This is a genomic window from Pseudonocardia sp. CA-142604 (assembly GCF_050948475.1).
GTDB classification, from domain to species: Bacteria; Actinomycetota; Actinomycetes; order Mycobacteriales; family Pseudonocardiaceae; genus Pseudonocardia; species Pseudonocardia alaniniphila.
The window spans coordinates 5936898-5955178 of the sequence record NZ_CP192045.1 but is presented as its reverse complement, the minus strand read 5'-3'; the positions used below and the strand labels follow the sequence as shown (position 1 = coordinate 5955178).

The 18281-nt window shown below is 70.9% G+C and carries 17 protein-coding genes; 13 read left to right on the top strand and 4 right to left on the bottom strand.

All coding sequences use genetic code 11. From position 1 onward, the window contains the following. Positions 1–3 precede the first annotated feature (3 nt). The 4 genes from ACQPZQ_RS27030 to ACQPZQ_RS27015 are packed head-to-tail and all read left to right on the top strand — an operon-like array spanning position 4 to position 2528. Positions 4–414, top strand: coding sequence for a cupin domain-containing protein (locus ACQPZQ_RS27030; protein WP_241034339.1), 411 nt, complete (start codon positions 4–6; stop codon positions 412–414). Further along, positions 411–860, top strand: a complete 450-nt coding sequence (pcaC, locus tag ACQPZQ_RS27025) for a 4-carboxymuconolactone decarboxylase (protein ID WP_433285196.1) — start codon at positions 411–413, stop codon at positions 858–860. The genes ACQPZQ_RS27030 and pcaC overlap by 4 nt, the downstream gene beginning before the upstream one ends. Beyond that, positions 853–1767 (top strand): NAD(P)-dependent oxidoreductase, encoded by a 915-nt coding sequence (locus ACQPZQ_RS27020; RefSeq protein WP_433285194.1) that lies wholly within the window; start codon positions 853–855, stop codon positions 1765–1767. Before pcaC ends, ACQPZQ_RS27020 begins: the two co-directional genes overlap by 8 nt. After that, the gene (locus ACQPZQ_RS27015) at positions 1767–2528 is read left to right on the top strand and encodes a carboxymuconolactone decarboxylase family protein (protein WP_241034342.1); all 762 of its coding nucleotides are present in this window, start codon (positions 1767–1769) and stop codon (positions 2526–2528) included. The genes ACQPZQ_RS27020 and ACQPZQ_RS27015 overlap by 1 nt, the downstream gene beginning before the upstream one ends. A gap of 127 nt (positions 2529–2655) precedes the next feature. Here ACQPZQ_RS27015 and ACQPZQ_RS27010 read toward each other — a convergent pair whose 3' ends face one another. Continuing rightward, complete coding sequence (locus ACQPZQ_RS27010) at positions 2656–3303, bottom strand: DUF1707 SHOCT-like domain-containing protein (RefSeq protein WP_433285193.1); 648 nt, start codon at positions 3301–3303, stop codon at positions 2656–2658. Between the two features lie 111 nt (positions 3304–3414). On the opposite strand from ACQPZQ_RS27010, the gene ACQPZQ_RS27005 reads away from it, so the two are divergent. Next, positions 3415–4404 (top strand): DMT family transporter, encoded by a 990-nt coding sequence (locus ACQPZQ_RS27005; protein WP_433285191.1) that lies wholly within the window; start codon positions 3415–3417, stop codon positions 4402–4404. 1 nt (position 4405) lies between these two features. Here ACQPZQ_RS27005 and ACQPZQ_RS27000 read toward each other — a convergent pair whose 3' ends face one another. Together ACQPZQ_RS27000 and ACQPZQ_RS26995 are read right to left on the bottom strand one after the other, a co-directional pair. Beyond that, a complete protein-coding gene (locus tag ACQPZQ_RS27000; RefSeq protein ID WP_433285188.1) occupies positions 4406–4954 on the bottom strand; it encodes a hypothetical protein in 549 nt (182 codons plus the stop codon). 135 nt (positions 4955–5089) lie between these two features. Beyond that, positions 5090–6013, bottom strand: coding sequence for an LLM class F420-dependent oxidoreductase (locus ACQPZQ_RS26995; protein WP_433285186.1), 924 nt, complete (start codon positions 6011–6013; stop codon positions 5090–5092). A 288-nt stretch (positions 6014–6301) separates the two neighbouring features. Here ACQPZQ_RS26995 and ACQPZQ_RS26990 point away from each other — a divergent pair, with 288 nt between their 5' ends. Further along, on the top strand, positions 6302–7810 hold the full coding sequence (locus ACQPZQ_RS26990; protein WP_433285185.1) for a GMC family oxidoreductase: 1509 nt from the start codon (positions 6302–6304) through the stop codon (positions 7808–7810). A 57-nt stretch (positions 7811–7867) separates the two neighbouring features. Here the strand turns inward: ACQPZQ_RS26990 and tcuA are convergent, their stop codons facing one another. Beyond that, positions 7868–9343 carry an FAD-dependent tricarballylate dehydrogenase TcuA gene (gene tcuA / locus ACQPZQ_RS26985; RefSeq protein ID WP_433285183.1) on the bottom strand — a complete coding sequence of 492 codons (1476 nt, stop codon included), beginning with the start codon at positions 9341–9343 and terminating at the stop codon, positions 7868–7870. Positions 9344–9469: 126 nt separating this feature from the next. Here tcuA and ACQPZQ_RS26980 point away from each other — a divergent pair, with 126 nt between their 5' ends. The 7 genes from ACQPZQ_RS26980 (at position 9470) to ACQPZQ_RS26950 (ending at position 18250) form a co-directional block, all read left to right on the top strand. Further along, positions 9470–10531 carry a Bug family tripartite tricarboxylate transporter substrate binding protein gene (locus ACQPZQ_RS26980; protein WP_433285181.1) on the top strand — a complete coding sequence of 354 codons (1062 nt, stop codon included), beginning with the start codon at positions 9470–9472 and terminating at the stop codon, positions 10529–10531. Between the two features lie 189 nt (positions 10532–10720). Next, positions 10721–11242, top strand: a complete 522-nt coding sequence (locus ACQPZQ_RS26975; RefSeq protein WP_433285179.1) for a tripartite tricarboxylate transporter TctB family protein — start codon at positions 10721–10723, stop codon at positions 11240–11242. Position 11243: 1 nt separating this feature from the next. After that, on the top strand, positions 11244–12764 hold the full coding sequence (locus tag ACQPZQ_RS26970) for a tripartite tricarboxylate transporter permease (RefSeq protein ID WP_433285177.1): 1521 nt from the start codon (positions 11244–11246) through the stop codon (positions 12762–12764). 651 nt (positions 12765–13415) lie between these two features. Next, positions 13416–14921, top strand: coding sequence for a helix-turn-helix domain-containing protein (locus ACQPZQ_RS26965; RefSeq protein ID WP_433285175.1), 1506 nt, complete (start codon positions 13416–13418; stop codon positions 14919–14921). An 851-nt stretch (positions 14922–15772) separates the two neighbouring features. Next, a complete protein-coding gene (locus tag ACQPZQ_RS26960) occupies positions 15773–16645 on the top strand; it encodes an ABC transporter permease (RefSeq protein WP_433285173.1) in 873 nt (290 codons plus the stop codon). Beyond that, entirely contained in the window at positions 16642–17484 is an 843-nt protein-coding gene (locus ACQPZQ_RS26955) for an ABC transporter permease (RefSeq protein WP_433285171.1), read from the top strand. The genes ACQPZQ_RS26960 and ACQPZQ_RS26955 overlap by 4 nt, the downstream gene beginning before the upstream one ends. Next, a complete protein-coding gene (locus tag ACQPZQ_RS26950) occupies positions 17468–18250 on the top strand; it encodes an ABC transporter ATP-binding protein (protein ID WP_433285169.1) in 783 nt (260 codons plus the stop codon). The genes ACQPZQ_RS26955 and ACQPZQ_RS26950 overlap by 17 nt, the downstream gene beginning before the upstream one ends. Positions 18251–18281: the final 31 nt, after the last annotated feature.

Below are 18281 nucleotides of genomic sequence, written 5' to 3'. Positions count from 1 at the left end.
GAGATGCAGATCGTCCGGGGACGAGCCCCCGACTCGACCCCCACGCAGGCCCGGAGCGACACGTTCACCGGCACCGTGTGGGGCGACCCCGTGCTGCCCACCACCGCGGAGGGCAACACGATCAACTCCGTGACCTTCACTCCCGGTGCGCGCACCTACTGGCACCACCACACGGGCGGCCAGATCCTGGTGGTCACCGCGGGCCGCGGCTGGGTGTGCTCGCACGGCGGGCCGCCTGAGGTGATCCGGGCCGGGGACGTCGTGTGGGTTCCGCCGGGAGAGCGCCACTGGCACGGCGGCACGCTCGACACGGTGATGACCCACCTGGCCGTCTCGCTCGGCCCGACGGTCTGGTCGGACGAGGTCGACGAGGACGAGTACCGCGCCCTGCTGGCGCCGGAAGGGCAGCGATGACGAACTCCGATGCGAGCAGCAACGACGGCGCCGCCGGCACCGATACGGCGGACGCCCGGTACGAGCGAGGCCTGGCGATCCGGCGCGAGGTGCTCGGAGAGGCTCACGTCAACCGGTCGCTGGCCGGGGTCAGCGACTTCTCCCGGCCCGTGCAGGAGTACGTCACGCGCACGGCCTGGGGCGACATCTGGAGCAGGCCCGGCCTGGACCGCCGTACCCGCAGCCTGCTCAACCTCGCGATGCTGACGGCGCTGAACCGCAACCACGAGTTGGGTGTGCACGTCCGGGGCGCGGTCACCAACGGATGCACCGAGGAGGAGATCCAGGAGGTGCTGCTGCAGGCCGCGGTCTACTGCGGCGCGCCGGGAGCGCTGGAGTCGTTCCGGGTGGCCGAGCGCGTGCTGGGCGAGCTCGCGGCGGAGCGGAACGGAGCCGGCCGTGCCTGAGCTACCGGTGCGGGCAGTCGGGTTCGTCGGGCTGGGCCGCATGGGAGACCCGATGGTCCGCCGGCTCGCCGCGGCAGGCGTGGACGTGCGCGGCCACGACGCCGCGCCCGGCCCGCGGGCTGCTTTCGCCGACCTCGTGACGATCGTCGACAAGCCGGCCGAGGTCGTCCCCGTGAGCGGGGACGGGCCGCCGGTCGTGATTCTGATGCTCCCCGACTCGAACGTGGTCGAGGCCGTGTTGGGCGAGGGGCTGCTCGACGGCCTGACCCCGGGCACGCTTCTGATCGACATGGGTTCCTCGGAACCGATGCGCACGACGGCGCTCGCCGAACGGGTGGCCGCCCGCGGTGCCGTCATGATCGACGCCCCCGTCTCCGGCGGTGTCTCCGGAGCCACCGCCGGCACGCTCACGATCATGGTCGGCGGACCGGACGCCGAGGTTGCCGTGATCACCCCGCTGCTTGCCGTCCTCGGCCGCGTGCGCCATGTCGGGCCGGTCGGCGCAGGTCACGCCCTCAAGGCGCTGAACAACCTGATGTCGGCCTCGCACCTGCTCGCGAGCTCGGAGGCGCTGCTCGCCGGGGAGCGCTTCGGGCTCGACCCGGCGGTGATGCTGGACGCGGTGAACGGGTCGAGCGGGCGCAGCGGCTCCACCGAGAACAAGTGGCCGAACTTCGTGCTGCCGGAGACCTACAACTCCGGCTTCGCCCTCGCGCTGATGGTGAAGGACATCCGCATCGCGCTGGGCCTGGCCGAGGCGACGGGAGCGCCTTCCGCGCTCGCCGCCCGCACCGTCGAGCTCTGGAGCGAGGCCGCCGCGGCGCTCGCTCCCGATGCCGACCACACCGAGATCGTGCGCTGGCTGCGCGCCGGCGAGTCGACGGACCCCGATCCGAGGAGCGACTGATGACGCTGACCGCAGAGCAGCAGGAGATCAAGGACGAGTTCGTCAAGGTGCGGGGCACCTGGGGCGACCCGTGGGAGCGGATGCTGGAGCTCGACCCCGCGTTCGTCCGGGCCTACCTGCACTTCTCCGCCGTCCCTTGGACCGGTGAGTCGCACCTCGAGCCCAAGATCAAGGAGTTCGTCTACATCGCCGCCGACGCCGCGGCGACGCACCTCTACGTGCCCGGGATCCGCCAGCACGTGGCCGCCGCGCTGGAGTTCGGGGCCACCGAGCAGGAGATCATGGAGGTCATCGAGCTCACCAGCACGCTCGGCATCCACGCCAGCAACATCGGCGTCCCGCTGTTGCTGGAGGTGCTCGAGGAGGAGGGCCTGCGCTCCGGTCCGGCCCCGCTCGACGAGCGGCGCGAGCGGCTCAAGGCCGAGTTCACGGCGAACCGCGGCTACTGGCACCAGTTCTGGGACGGGCTGCTCGAGCTCGACCCCGACCTGTTCGAGGCCTACATCGAGTTCTCCTCGGTGCCGTGGAAGACGGGGACGCTGCCGCCGAAGGTCAAGGAGCTCATCTACATCGCCTTCGACGCCTCGGCGACCCACCTCTACGTGCCCGGGCTCAAGCTGCACATGCAGAACGCGGTGCGGCTCGGAGCTACCGCGGGCGAGATCATGGAGGTGCTCGCGATCGTCAGCGTGATCGGTATCCACGCCGCCACGACCGCAGCCCCGATCCTCGCCGAGCTCACCCGAAACGTTCCCCGGTGACAGCCGGTCGGCTCGGCGCGGGGGACCGATTGCGCCGGCCGGCATTCCTTGTGCTGCGGGTGCGGCGCGAGCGGGATACGCGCCGCACCCGCAGCACGGGAGTTTTCTCGGCGTAGCTGAGCAGGGCCTACTGGTCGCCCCGCCACCAGCGCCGCTTCGGCGAGCGGATCTCCACGGAACCGGCGCGCACGGAGCCGGTGAGGCGGAACGTCGGGCCGGGGGTGCCGTCGGGCGCGATGCGCCTCTTGTCCTCGATGCTGCTGAGCACGGACTGCACCTCGTGGTGCTCGATGTGCGAGCCGTGCGGCATCCGCATCTCGACCGATCCTGCCACCACGTCCAGCTCGATCTCGACGACGTCGTGGGGGATTCGCGCAGCGGTGAAGTCGAGGTCCGTCGATCCCACCTTCGCCCGGATCACCAGCCGGGCCGGTACGTCCCACTCGCCGCGGCGGGTGATGGAGCCGAGCACGCTGCGCAGCTCGGTGGTGCCCTCGGAGTCCACTGTGGTCGTGGTCGACTGCGGGGTGCGTACCGGACTCCGTCGTGTTGCCGTGCCCGTGGGCTGCTCGGGGTGGGTCATTCCCGGCAGATCGAGCACCACGACGTTCAGCTCTCCGCGGGTGCGGGCGGCGAGCGCCACGTCGACCCGCCGCGTGAACTCGTCGAGGTCGAGCATCCCCGCGCCCGTGGCGCGCTGCAGCAATCCGATGATGTGCTCGCGCTCGGCATCGGAGACGCGCAGGGACTGGGCATCGGGTGCGTGATCGGACACGCGCTGACCGTAGCGAGCGACCACGGCATGGTCATCCACCGATCAGCGGGCTCGGGGGTGGACGGTCCCTGCGTTTGTGATGTCGGTTCGATTAGGTCAGAATCTTCGTAAGTGAGTGCTCGCGATGACAAGATCGAGCTTTCGCCGCGCACCGCTCGCGGTCGCAGGCGTGCCGTGGCGATCGGGGCTGCTGTGCTCGCCGGCGTCGGGTTGGCTGCTCAGGCGCGGTTGAACGGAGAGCTCGGCGCACGGCTGGGCGATGGGGTCGCAGCCTCGTTGGCCTCGACGACCGCCGGCATGGTGCTGTTGCTGGCACTCGTGCCCACCCTTCCGGCCGGGCGGCGTGGCCTTCGGTTCATCGGCGCCGCCTTGCGGTCCGGTGGGTTGCGGTGGTGGCACTGCTGCGGTGGGGTCGGCGGCGCGGTGTTCGTGGCAGGCCAGGGGGTGAGCGTCGGTGCGTTGGGGGTTGCCGCATTCACCGTGGCGATCGTCGGAGGCACGGCGACCGGCAGTCTCCTCGCGGACCGGTGGGGGCTCGGACCGGGCGGACGTCACGCAGTCACGCTCGCCCGGGTCGGCGGCGCGCTGGTCTGCGTCGCGGCCGTCGCCGTCGCCGTCCACGACCGGTCGGGCGGCGAGGGCGCGTTGCTACTGGTGGTGCTTCCCCTGCTTGCCGGCATCGCGGTCGCAGTCCAGTCCGCCCTCAACGGCCGGGTCGGAGCGGCCGCCGGATCGCCTTGGCCTGCCACGTTGGTCAGCTTCGTCGTCGCCGAGCTCACCCTCACCGTCGCGGTGCTGCTCGAGCCGGTTGTCCGCACTGCTCCGGCCGGGAGGCTCCCCACCGAGCCCTGGCTCTATGCCGCCGGCCTGATCGGCATCGGCGTGATCGCGACAGCCACGCTCGTCGTCGGTCAGGTCGGTGTGCTGGTCTTCAGCCTGGCCAGCGTTGCTGGCCAACTGTCGGGCGCGCTCGCCCTCGACACGATGACCCCGGGCCCCCGTCCCTCGGTTGCGACCTGGATCGCGACCGTCGTGACGTTCGGCGCGGTGGTGCTGGCGGCTCGACCCCCGCGTCGGCGTCGCTCGGTGGGGCCTGGGTGAGCTACGACGGGCCGATCCTGCTGGTGCACGTGAACGGCTCGTCGATCCAGTAGGTGTCGTGCTGCTCGTCGTGGACGATCGGGTACGTGGTGGCCGGATCGCAGAGCTTGTCGATCTGGGCCTGGTCCGCCGAACTGATGGTGAACCAGTACTTGTTGGTGTCCGGGCCGGCCACCTGGCATTCGTAGAAGAACCCCTTCATGCCGGGACCGAATACGTCATTGCGGAAGTCGGCGGCCAGCTTCTTGTTGAGGTTGATGTTGTCGCAGTCGGCCTTCATCCCCTCGACGCTGGTCGTCTCGGCCGTCTCGGTCGTATAGCCCTTGGCCGTGTGGGTGCCCGACGCCGTCCAGGTGCGTGCCGGCAGGCCGATCTGCTCGGCGACGTCGGCGAGCAACGGGCCGGTGGGCGCGGCTTCCTGGGTCTGTGCCGGGGTGCCGGAATCCGCGACGCGGCCGGGGTTCGCGCATCCGGCGACACCGATGGCGAGAGTCGCCAGCACAAGAGGCGCGATCCGGACCCTCGAGCGGGCCGGAGGCGAGGACGTCACGGTGGGCTCCCTTCCGGGCAGACCCGGCGTGCCGGCAGCCGCCCGGGTGCGGACGCTAGCCGTCCCGGCGAGTGGTCGGCGGGAACAGCGCCCGTTCGGGTTCCCTCCCGAGCCCTCGATGGGGATCGCCTCTCGTCACGAACGGAGGCGCTCCACCACCGGCTCGAACGCCTCCCGGAACGGCTCGTGCACGGTGACGTAGGAGAACCCGTAGCGCTCCCGGTTCGCCAGCAGCTGCTCGGCCATCTGCTCCGGGCTGCCGATGAGGAGGTAGGGCGACTCCAGGACCTCGTCCACGCTCATCTCGCTGCCGAACCTGCTGATCATGTCCGCCGCGGCGGCGCGCCTGTCGAGGGTGGGCACCACCGCCTGTACGAGCAGGTGCCACTCGATCCGGTCGCTGCGCTCCCCGGCCCGCTCGCGCACGAACCGCATTCGCTCGTCCGTCTCCGTCGCCGTGGCCAGCCGGAACGTCCCGGGCGGCTTGCCCGCCACCTGGTAGGCGCCCGCGACGCCGATGATGTCGGCGTGCCGTGCGGCGACCGTCAGCACCCGGTCGCCGGTGCCGCCGATGATCAGCGGTGGTCCGGATCCCTCGAACCCGATGCGTTGCACGGGCTGCGGTGACTTTCCGCCCGGCAGTTCGGCGAGATCGGTGGTGAAGAACCGGCCCAGCTCGGTGATCGTCTTCTCGAGGGTCTGAACACGCGAGCCGAAGGACGCCCAAGGGATGCCCGCGGCATCGAACTCCCACTTCATGTGCCCCGCGCCGAGGCCGACCTCGAGCCGGCCGCCGGTGAGGATGTCGGTGCTGGCCACCTCGCGAGCCAGCAGAGCCGGGTTCCAGAACGGAGCGTTGAGCACCAGGGTGCCCACCCGCATCTGATCGGTCGCGTCGGCGGCCGCGACCAGCACCGGGAAGGGTGCAGGTGCGCCGAGGTGGTCGGCGGCGAAGACGGTGTCGAACCCGGCGCTCTCGGCGCGCCGGCAGACCTCCTGCAGGGCCTCGCGGGACGGGATCCCGAAGATGTTGAAGGAGAACCGGAAGTCACGAACCATTCCGACACCCTGGCGGTGCCGCCGGGGACGCACAACGGGGTTCGCCCCGCGCGGACACGCCCGTTCACCCCCGGCACGACACGGGGCCCGCGACCATTCGCCCTTTCCGGACCGGGGGAATACGGAATGCGACTTTCCCGTCATCGCGTGGAAGACCAGGGAGTGATCGGCGACACCGAGCGGCATGGCTGCAACCGGCGCAATGGCACTGTGAATTCTGCTGCCGGATTCCGTCACCGGATCCCCGTCGCATTGCCGAGGGAGCGGATCGGCGCTGGGGAGGGTCGCGTGGCATTCGACTACGTCGTCGTCGGTGGTGGCACGGCCGGATGCGTGCTCGCGTCGCGGTTGTCCCAGGACCCTGACGTGCAGGTGCTGCTCCTCGAGGCGGGCGGAGCCACCAGACCCGCAGCGATGGCCGATCCCATGCGGTGGACGCTCCTCGTCGGCACCGAGGTCGACTGGGCGTACGAGACCGTTCCACAGCCAGGAGCCGGGGGCGCGATCTGTTCGTGGCCGCGCGGGAAGGTCCTCGGCGGGTCGAGCTCGATCAACGCCGTCATGCACACGCGGGGTCACCGCGACAGCTACGACGCCTGGGCGGATGCCGGTGCCACCGGCTGGGACTACCCGACGATGCTGCCGTTCCTCAAGCGCATCGAACGCGCGGTGGACGCCCCCGACTCCCGCTACCGGGGGATGAACGGCCCGATGATCGTGGCGCAGGGCGAGGTGGCGCACCCCTTGTGGGAGGGCGCGGTCGAGGCCGCGGTCGAGGTGGGCCACCCCGGCGCCACCGACCTCAACAACGGGCTGGAGGAGGGGGTCGGATGGAGCGAGTACAACGTCGTCGGCGGCGTGCGGCAGAGCGCGGCCGACGCCTATCTGGTCCCGGCGCTCGACCGGCCCAACCTCGCGGTGGCCACCGGGGCACAGGCGCGGCGGCTCATCCTCGACGGGGGACGCTGCAACGGCGTGGAGTACACGAAGGACGGTGAGCTGCGCACCGCCTCCGCTGCGCGGGAGGTCGTGCTGGCCGCCGGCGCGATCGGCTCGCCGCAGCTGCTCCTGCTCTCCGGGATCGGACCGGCTGCGCAGCTGCGCGATGCCGGTGTCGACGTCGCCGCCGACCTGGCGGGCGTGGGGGAGGGCCTGCACGACCATCCGATGACGACCGTGGGCTACCGAACGACCCGGCCCGTCCGTGCCGCGACCTTCGTCCGCAAGCCGCACGTCCGGCTCCGCAGCGATCCCGCCCTCCCGATCGACCTGCACCTGATCTTCAGCGACACGCCGGCCCCGTCGACGGGGACGCTCGGAGCGGGAGACGGCTACGCGATGAGGGTCGCGTTGATGACGCCGTTCAGCCGGGGGTCGGTGCGGTTGAACCCGGCGGATCCCGAGGGCGCCCCGCTCATCGACCCGAACTATCTGGCCGACGAGCGGGACGTCGAGCGCATGGTCGTCGGGGTGCGCCGGGCGCGGGAGGTGGGGGAGGCGAAGGCCTTCTCCCCGTGGCGGGACCGCGAGCTGCTCCCCGGCTCCGACGTCCGCGACGACGCCGCCTGCCGTGAATTCGTCCGCCGGAGCGTGACGACCTACTTCCATCCGGTGGGGACCTGCCGGATCGGCGTCGACGACGGCGCTGTCGTCGACCCGGAGCTGCGAGTTCGTGGCGTCGAGGGTCTGCGGGTCGCCGACGCCTCGGTGATGCCGGTGATCGTCTCGGCCAACACGAACGCCACGACCCTCGCGATCGCCGAACGGGCCGCGGTGCTGATGACCGGGAACCCCTGACCACCGGTCCCGAACCCCGCGAGTCGCACGGGTCCCGGGTACTGGTGGTCCTGCGGCTCAGGCCTGTATGCCGGCCCGCCGCCCGAACACGGCGCCCGCGGTGAGTCCGGTGCCGCCCGGGTAGTTGCCGCTGAACAGCCCGCCCAGCATCTCCCCGCAGACGAAGAGGCCGGGCACGGGTGCTCCGGCGTTGCCGAGCACCCGGCCGCAGGAGTCTGCGCGCAGGCCGCCGAACGTGAAGGTGATGCCGCAGGTCACGGGAAACGCGTAGTAGGGCGGGGTCTCCAGCGGGATCGCCCAGTTGGACTTGGGCGGCTGGACGCGCGACGCCCGGCCGTCCTTGATCGCGAGGTCGAGGGGGATGGTGCGGTCGATCCCGGCGTTGAACGCGTCGACGGTGCGGCGCAGCGCTGCCGGGTCGACGTCGATGCGCGCGGCGAGATCCTCGACGCTCTCGCCCACGACGACCGAGACGCCGGGCATGTCGTACTCCTCGGTCCGCAGCTGCGGCCGGGTGGTGGCGTCGAAGAGCTGGAACGCGAGCCCGTCGGGCTGGGCGAGGATGTGGGCGCCGTACTCGGCGTAGGTGTAGTTACGGAAGTCGGCGCCCTCGTCGACGAAGCGTTCGCCGTTGGTGTTCACCACGATGCCGAGCGGGTAGCCGCCGCGGGTGAGCTGGTTGGTCAGCTCGCGGTTGCCTTCGTTGCCGGGGAACCAGGCGTCCCAGGCCACGCTGTGGCAGGTCGTCCAGTCGCCGTGGGTGGCGGCGCCTGCGGTGATCGCCGCGGTGATCATGTCCCCGGTGTTGAGCGGGGTGCCCCGCACCCTGGCCCGTTGCCAGCCCTCGCCGAGGTGTTCGCGGCGTAGTTCGGGGTCGGCCTCGAAGCCGCCGGCGGCGAGCACGACCGAACGAGCGTGGACGGTGCCGGTGGCGCCCGCGGCATCGGTCCAGGTCACACCGGTGATCCGGGCGCCGTCGCGCACCAGGTCGCGGACCCGCACGCCGTAGCGGATCTCGACGCCGCTCTCCTGCGCGGCACGGGTGTGCTGCTGGATCAGGCCCTTGCCGCCCCCTGTGCTGCCGATGGCGAGCCCGCCCCAGAACACCTGGCGTCCCTGTGCGTCCGGATAGGCCTGTCGCTCGTACATCAGCCGGTAGCGCAGGCCCTTGTCGTGCAGCCAGCGCAGCGTTGACTGGCTCTCGGCGATCAGCACCTCGGTGAGCGCCGGGTCGTTGCGGCCACCGGTCACCTTCTTCATGTCCGCCGCGAACGCCGCGGCGGGGTAGGGCGGGAGCACGGTCACGGCGTGCCGGTCGTCCTCGTCGAGGAGGTCGGCGACGTCCGCGAGCCCGTCGTGCGCCACCCGGATGGCGCCTGCCGTGTAGTAGCTGTTGCCGCCGGCCTGCGCGGACTCGCCCTTCTCCAACAGCAGTACCCGCCTGCCCCGCTCGGCCGCTGCGTGCGCCGCACTGAACCCGGCGTTGCCTCCACCCACGATGACGACGTCGACAGCGTCTTCTGCTTCCCGCATTTCTGCCCCCCAGCACTTGTCCCCCGACGCCTGTCACTGTAAGCAACTGTCGACCATGCGTGACGACACCGGCGTGTCACGGCGCCGGCGCCGCCATGCCGGTGCGTGCACGACGGGGGACGGCGGATGGAGCAACGACGCTCGACGGTGGTGGCCGACGATCCTGGTGACCCTGCCGCCCGGCCCCGCCGTCGCTGGCACCGCTTCGCCCCTCTCGTGGCGGCCGTCGTCGCCACGGTCGCGGTGGTGGCGACGGCACCGGTGGACACCACGGGTGCCGGCGGATCCGCTCTGCGGGACGTGATCGGCGACCGGCAGTTGCGGATCATGGCCCCGGCTGCGCCCGGCGGGGGTTGGGACCAGACCTCCCGCGAGATGCAGGGCGCGCTGCGCGAGCTCGTCGGGCGTACCGAGGTCTACAACGTCGCGGGGGCCGGCGGCACGATCGGGCTCAGCCAGTTCGTCCGGCGCGCCGGCGACCCGACCGAGCTGATGACCACCGGTCTGATCATGATCGGCGCGGTGGAGGCCAACGACTCCCCGCACTCGCTGGCCGAGACCACGCCACTGGTCCGGCTGACCACCGACTACCAGGTGGTGGCGGTCGCGGCCGACTCCCCGATCTCCGACATGGCCGGTGTGGTCGCCGCGATGCGCAGCGACATCGCCGCCGTGTCGATCTCCGGCGGCTCCGCGGGCGGCGCGGAGCAGATCCTGGCGGGCCTGATCGCCAAGGCCGTGGGCGCCGATCCCGCGCGGATGAGCTACGTCGCGCACTCGGGCGGCGGCGAGGCACTCACCACCCTGCTGTCGGGCCGGTCGACGATCGGGATCTCCGGGATCTCCGAGCTGATGCCGCAGATCGAGGCGGGCACGGTGCGCGCGCTCGCGGTGTCGAGCCCGGAACGGCTGCCCGCGCTGCCCGACGTGCCGACGTTGCGTGAGACCGGCGTCGACGCCGAGCTGCAGAACTGGCGCGGTGTCGTCGCGACCGGCGACATCAGCCCCGAGCAGGAGCAGGCGTTGGAGGACCTCCTGGTGAACATGACCCGCACGGACGCGTGGCGAGAGGCGCTCGCCCGCCGCGGCTGGGGGGACGCGACGCTCGCCGGCCCGGAGTTCGAGGAGTTCGTCCGGTCCGAGCAGGACCGGGTGTCGCAGGTGCTCGACGAGATCGGACTGGGATGAGCGAGCCTGCGAGCGAATCGGTGTTACAGCGCCTGCGCGCAGCGCTGACCGAGCGCAGCGAGGGAGTGCGATGAGCGAGCGTGCGAGCGAATCGGTGTTACAGCGCCTGCGCGCAGCGCTGACCGAGCGCAGCGAGGGAGTGCGATGGACGGGCCGGGGATGAGTGGGCCGGGGATGAACGAGTCGGGGATGAGCGAGGGCATGACGAACCGGCAGACCGACGCGACGACCCCCGCACCCGGGGCCGTCCCCCGCACCACCGTGCTGGCATCCGGGGCGTTCGGCGCGCTGATGATGCTGACCTCCGTGCTCGTGATCGTGGACGCCGTGCAGTTGCCGGACACCACGGCGGTGGTGGGGCCCGCGGTCGTCCCGCTGCCGGTCGGGGTGCTCCTCGGCGGCGTCGGAGCGGGTCTGCTCGTCGACTCCGTCACCAAGCTCCGCGAGGCGGTTCCCGGACCGCCGTGGCAGTCGCGGGCCGGGCTGCGGGTGCTGGCGCTCGTCATCGCGCTGATCCTGTTCGCGGTCCTGCTGCCCCTGCTCGGCTACGTGGTGTCGGCGACTGCGTTGTTCGTCGCGGCGGCGCTGCTGCTGGGGGCCCCGCGGGGATGGCGGGTGGTGGCGTACGGGTGGGCGCTGGCCGCCACCGTTTTCCTGATCTTCGACCGGATGATCGGGCTCACGCTGCCCGCCGGTCCCTGGGGGTTCTGAGGTGGACCAGCTCGGGCTCCTCCTCGACGGTTTTGCGGGTGCGCTGACCCCGGCGAACCTGATGTGGGCGCTGATCGGCGTGACGATCGGCACGGCGGTCGGCGTGCTGCCCGGCATCGGCCCGGCGCTGACGGTCGCATTGCTGCTGCCCATCACGTTCCGGCTCGAGCCGTCCGCCGCGCTGATCCTGTTCGCCGGCATCTACTACGGCGGGATGTACGGCGGCTCGACCACGTCGATCCTGCTCAACACGCCCGGCGAGAGCGCCTCCATGATCTCCGCGCTGGAGGGCAACAAGATGGCGCGGGCCGGGCGGGCGGCCGCGGCACTGGCCACCGCCGCGCTCGGCAGCTTCGTCGCCGGCACCATCGGCACGGTGGCGCTGACGTTCCTGGCGCCGGTCGTCGCCGACTTCGCGCTGGGCTTCGGACCTCCCGAGTACGTGGCGCTGATGGCCGTCGCGTTCGTGACGGTGAGCGCGCTGCTCGGGCCGAACCTGCTCAAGGGCGTGGCGAGCCTGCTGGTCGGGATCACGATCGGCCTGATCGGCATCGACTCGCAGACCGGCCAGCCCCGTCTCACCTACGGTGTCGACGCGCTGCTCGACGGCATCGACGTCGTGATCGTGGTGGTGGCGCTCTTCGCACTGAGCGAGGCGTTCGGACACCTGCTCACCGGCACCGGGCACTCGACCGTGCAGCCGCTGCGGGAGCGCGTGGTGCTGTCGCGCTCGGACTTCCGTCGCTCCTGGCCTGCCTGGTTGCGCGGCACCGCGCTGGGATTCCCGATCGGGAGCCTGCCCGCGGGCGGGGCGGAGGTGCCCACGTTCCTCAGCTACAGCGTCGAGAAGAAGCTGACCAAGCACCCCGAGGAGTTCGGTCACGGCGCCATCGAGGGCGTCGCGGGGCCGGAGTCGGCGAACAACGCCGCCGCGGCCGGGGTGCTCGTGCCGTTGCTGACGATCGGGCTGCCCACGTCGGCCACGGCAGCGGTGATCCTCACCGCGTTCCAGTCCTACGGGCTGCAGCCTGGTCCGCAGCTGTTCACCGAGTCCGGACCGCTGGTCTGGACGCTGATCGCGAGCCTGTACGTCGGCAACGTCATGCTGCTGGTTCTCAACCTGCCGCTCGTGCGGGTGTGGGCGAAGCTGCTGCAGATCCCGGCTTACGGGATCTACGCCGGGGTGCTGGTATTCGCCACCCTCGGGGCGTTCGCAGCAGGTGGCACGACCGTCGACCTGGTGGTGCTGTGCGGGCTGGGCCTGCTCGGGTTGCTGATGCGGGAGGCGGGCATCCCCGTGGCGCCTGCGGTGGTGGGACTGATCCTCGGACCGATCGCCGAGCAGCAACTCCGGCGGGCGCTCACACTCTCGGAGGGCGATCCGGCGATCCTCGTGTCGTCGCCGATAACGGTGTTCCTGTGGGTGGTCGTGGTGCTATCGCTCCTCATTCCCGTGGTAGCGCCAGTGGTCAGGAGGCGCAGGCGGTCACTCGTCGCCGCCGGTCGTCCGGGCGAGGAGTGACATTCCGGCCGATCGATACGAGATGTCGAACGCGGAAAGCCACCGACAGCCATCAACTGAACAAGAATCAGTTCTCTCGCAGATATGCGTGATTCGGACATTACGCGAGATGCTCGGCGGACTGCACCGGGTGTTGTCGCCGGCGGCCGCGACGTTATCGCGTTGTTGTGGTGCTGAGTGTTGCTCGTGTGGTCCATGTCGATGTCCATGAATGTGGGCAACTCCGAGTAGGGGCGCGACCTTGCCCGGCATAATGATCGGGGTTCGTCGTGGCCCGTGTGTTGTCGACGACCGCGTCGATGCCGTAGGAAGTAAGTCGACCAGGTTGATGTGAGCCTGCGATGTATCGTCGCTACGGCTCGTCCGGAGATCGATGACGATGGGCTGCGAATCTTGACCGCCGTGACACCCGGGAACAGATCATTGACGACGCGATCGTCGAGGCGGGAATCGACGCCGGGTGCGTGGCCCTTCTCGGATCTTGCACAGTAGGCCCTGGCCAGCGGAGATCGAACCGATTCCTGCGGCGATCCGCATGGACGCCCCGCGGAGAGTGGTGTGGGAATGGAGTTTTCGCCCGACGGGGAGCGCGGTCGGCGACCCGGCGTGTTTCCGGAAAACGATTCACGGCGCGCGGTCGACGTGCTGGCGATGCACCAGCGGTGTCGCCGGGCCGACGGCGGTGCGGCGCTGGTGCGGTGGCTGGCGCAGCGCACAGGATGTTGGGTCGGGTTGTTGGACCGGACGGGCAGGGTGCTCATCGGTTCGCGGCGCGAGCTCGATCCCGGTGCCGCGGCGCAGGTCGCCACCGGGATCGACGACATGTTCTCCCGTGGACTGCGCACGTTCGTGATCGACGGGGAGGCTTACACCGCGGTGCTCCTCGTGGTCGATGCCTCCGCTGATGTGCCGGATCCGGTGCTGGCGTTCGTGGGCGCGGAAGCCGTGCCGCGGTCGCTGGCGGCCGACGCCGTCACGTTGCTCGGTACGTGCTGGTTGGCGGGGGAGACGCGGCGCCTGCGCAGGCAGGTGGAGGCTGCCGACGCCCGGTGCCGCGAGGCGGTGTTGCACCTGCTGATGTCGCAGCGGATCTCGACGGCCGGCCAGATCGCGTCGACGCTGTCGCCTGCGCTGCCGGATCCGGCGCGGGTCCACGTGGTCGAGTGCGGTGCCCACGAGCGTGACGACGTGATCCGCCGCTGCGCGGAGCTGACAGGCGGCACCGCCTGGATGGTGCGCTGCCCGGTCCACAAACGGGACATCCTGGTCCTGACGGAACCGCACAGCAGCACGTTGCGGCCGTTCGAGATCCTCGTGACGGAGGAGGTCGGTGGCGCCGTGGTCGGCGTGGGCGACGTCGTGACCTTGCATGACACCGCTGTCGGCTACGACCAAGCGTTCCATGCGCTGGCCGTCGCCCGGGGCCGGGCGCAGCGTTGGGCGCGGTTCGACACACATCTGGACCTGCCCACGATCGTCGGTCCGACGGGTGCGCGGTGGGCGGACGCGATGCTGGGTGCGCTGCTCACGTACGTCCCTCCGCGTGCCAGGGACCCGGATGCCCAGGAGCTGATGGCCACGGCGCGGTCGTGGCTGTCGTTCTCGATGGGCGCGGCCCAGCACCTGAAGATCCACCGGCATACCCTGTCGGGCCGGTTGCAGCGCATCGAGGAGCTGCTCGGGCTGGACCTCGCACGCATGGATCAGCAGGCGCTCCTCGACCTCGCCTTCCGGATCAGGGCGACGCCGCGCAGCATCGGCGTGTCCGGTTCGGCCGAGCAGCCCTCCCGTGTCGTCCTGGACGATCTGATGCGCGCGCCGGCCGTGCAGCAGTGGGCCCGTGCCACACTCCGTCCGATCCGTGAGGCGGCGGACGCCGCCACCCTCGAGTCCACGCTGCGGGTGTGGCTGGACAGCAACTCGCGGCTCAGCGCCACGGCCGACGCCCTCGGCATCTCGGTGTCCGGCGCCCGCAAGCGGGTCAGCAGGCTGGAGCAGGTGCTGCATCGATCCTTGCTGCACTTTCCCAGCGCACGCCACGATCTGTGGCTGGCCACGCGTGCGATGGACCTCGGCGCCGCCGCGGAGCGCGTACTCGACAGTTTGTCACCGGAGCAGGCGGTCGATATACAAACTGCTCCTCGCCAGTGCGGATGAGTCGGCCTTAACGTGGCCATGTAACACGGCCGGCGTGAGGAGGTCGCATGTCGGATGGGCTCCACGCGAGGGATCCCGTGACCGGACCTGCGGCCGGACATCTGTGACGATTATCTGTGCCGCAGTCGCACCGGTCGGGGATCCCGGTCCGTTGCGGGGTATGGCGGAAGGGGTGTACGAGTTCATGCTCGACCTCGACGGCGGCGACGTCTCGTACTGCTTCTCGTTCGGCCTCGCGATGTGCCTGTGATCTTCGCTCTCCGGTTACCTCGACGATGAGGAACTCGCTACCGATCGCCGTCCGGTATTCAGGAACTGTTCCAGAGGTGTGAGGGGTTCAACCCGGCACCACTTGTCGAACGGAAACACGGCCGGCCGCTGAACAATGCGCCCTGCGCGTGCCCGCACGAAAGGGACCCGCGGGCACGTCGGAGCTGTGTGAAGGAGCCACAGAGATCCCCACGGACCCGATGGCGCCGACGCCTTGGTGGGCCGCCGCGAGGATCTCGTCCGTGTTCGTGTGTTGCTGGAAGCGCCCGACCGGCAAGCGGTCCCTGCTGCCGGTGGGTGACGCGGAAGTCGGCAAGACCGCGCTCGTCGGTGCGGTGGCGGCGGCGGGGACGGCCGACCCGGGCCCCCGGGGGCGGGCCCGGGCCTGGGCCGTGACCCGTAGAAAGGAGCCGTAGCGCTGTCGAGAGGCCATCCCGGACAGCACTACGGCTCCGCAACGCTGGGTGAATTCGCTATAGCGGAACTTGGGCTTCGCGATATAGCCCCATGCGCGTCACCGATATACCTTTCGTGCCCAGATCGGTGGCCCCCCGTATGTCCACCGCGCAAGGAGGACATCAGTGCAGCCCACCACCGGCACCGCGCCCCCACCGGGTGGGGTGGCCGGGCACGCTGCGGCCCCTGCGACCGTCGCGCGGGGTTCGTCCACGGGGGACGGATCGCGGCTGCGCACCGTGGGCCTCGGGCTCAGCGGAATCGTCGGCGTGGTCGTTCTGCTCGAACTGGTGGTGCGCACCGGCCTGCTTCCGCACGCCTGGTTCCCGCCGCCGTCGGAGATCGTCCCGGCCTTCGTCGGGCTGGTCACCTCGGGTGAGCTGTTCGTCCCGCTCGGCCAGACGCTGCAGGGCTGGGTGCTCGGCATCGCCGCCGCCGTCGTCGTCGCCGTCCCGCTCGGTGTGCTGATCGGCTCCTTGGAGCTCGCGCATCGCCTGACGCGCTTCATGCTCGAGTTCCTCCGGCCGATCCCCCCGGTCGCACTGATCCCGGCGGCCGTCCTCATCTTCGGGTCCGATCTGGACATGAAGGTCTTCCTGATCGCGTTCGGTACCTTCTGGCCGGTGCTGTTGCAGACGGTCTACGGCGTTCACGACGTCGACCCGACGGCGCGGGACACGGCCCGGTCCTACGGGCTCACCCCGCGGGCCGTGCTGTTGCGGGTCACGCTGCCCAGCGCGCTGCCCTACATCGCCACCGGCCTGCGCATCGCCTCGGCGATCGGCCTGATCCTCGCCGTCACGAGCGAGATCGTGGTCGGCGTGCCGGGGATCGGGGGCCGGATCACCGACGCCCAGTCCGCGGGCGGCGCCGAGGCGCTGATGTACGCGTGGATCCTCGCCGCCGGTCTGCTCGGATGGGTGCTCAACAGCGTGCTGCAGGCAACGGAACGCCGGGTCCTGCACTGGCACCCGTCCTTCCGTGGAGGTAACCGGTGATCCGCGGTCGTGTCACGGACTGGGCGCTGGCGCTCGTCCTCCCCGTCCTGCTGCTCGTGGCCTACGACGCCTGGGCACGCACCGCGGGCGACTTCTTCTTCCCGCCGCTGTCGGAGATCGGCGCGACCTTCGCCGACGAGTGGCTCTTCACCCGCATCCCAACCGACCTGCTCCCCAGCCTCGGGCGGATGCTGGCGGGCTTCGCGCTCGCCGTCGGCGGCGGCGTCGCGCTGGGCGCGCTGCTCGGGTTCTCACGCATGCTCTCGACAGCGCTGGACCCCGTGCTGCAGTTCCTGCGCGCGCTGCCGCCGCCCGCGCTGATCCCCGTCTCCCTGCTGGTCTTCGGAGCCGGGGACGGCGCGAAGGTCTTCCTCATCGCGCTCGGTGCGGTGTGGCCCGTGCTGCTCAACACCGTCGACGGTGTGCGCGGTGTGGACCGCACGGCCCTGGACATGGCCCGCTCCTACCGCGTGCCGGCCCACGCGCGGCTCACGCGGCTGGTGTTGCCGGCCGCGCTGCCGCGGATCTTCGCCGGTGCCCGCACGGCACTGGGCATCGCGATCATCCTCATGGTGGTCAGCGAGCTGATCGGGGCGGACAACGGCGTCGGCTACGTCGTGCAGCTCGCGCAGCGCGGGTTCGACATCCCCGAGATGTGGGCAGGCACCCTGCTGCTCGGCCTGCTGGGCTTCGGGGCCAACGCGCTCTTCGTCGCGTTCGAGAAGCGCGTTCTGCACTGGCACATCGCGACCACCGGCCGGGCGAGCAGCGCACCGCGCCGTCGCTCCCGCCGCCCCACCCCGAAGCCGACGGAGGCTGCCGGTGCTCGACGTTCGTGACCTGACCAAGACCTACGACCCTGCAGGCGCGCCGGCCATGGCCGACCTGACGTTCACGGTGGGCGAGCGCGAGTTCGTCTGCATCGTCGGCTCGTCGGGCTGCGGCAAGACGACGATGCTGCGCTGCCTGTCCGGCCTGGTCGCCCCGACGTCCGGCACGGTGACGCTGGACGGGACGCCGGTGGACGGCCCGCCGAAGGACATGGCCTTCGTCTTCCAGGACTACAGCCGCTCGCTGCTGCCGTGGATGACGGTCGCGGGGAACGTGAGCTTCCCGCTGTCCTACAAGGGCCTGTCGAAGGCTCAGGCGGCCGCGGCCACCGCGGAGGCGCTGGCGGCGGTCGGCCTCGGCGACCGCGGTGACAGCTACCCGTGGCAGCTGTCCGGCGGCATGCAGCAGCGCGTCGCCATCGCGCGGGCGCTGGCCTACCAGCCCCGGATCCTGCTGATGGATGAGCCGTTCGCCTCCGTCGACGCGCAGACCCGCGCCGACCTCGAGGATCTGTTGCTCGACATCTGGCGCCGTTACGACATCACGGTCCTGTTCGTCACCCACGACATCGACGAGGCCGTGTACCTGGCGCAGCGCGTGCTGGTGCTGCGCAGGCCCGCCCACGTGCACGAGATCGTCGAGGTGGACCTGCCGGCCGAGCGCGACCAGCTGGCCACCAAGCAGCTTCCCCGGTTCGGTGAGCTGCGCTCGCAGGTGCTGTCGAGCCTGCGTTCGCCCCAGGCCGTCGACGCCCCGTCCGTCCTACCCGGCTGACACCGCCCCCAGCAGTCCGCTCCCCAGCAGT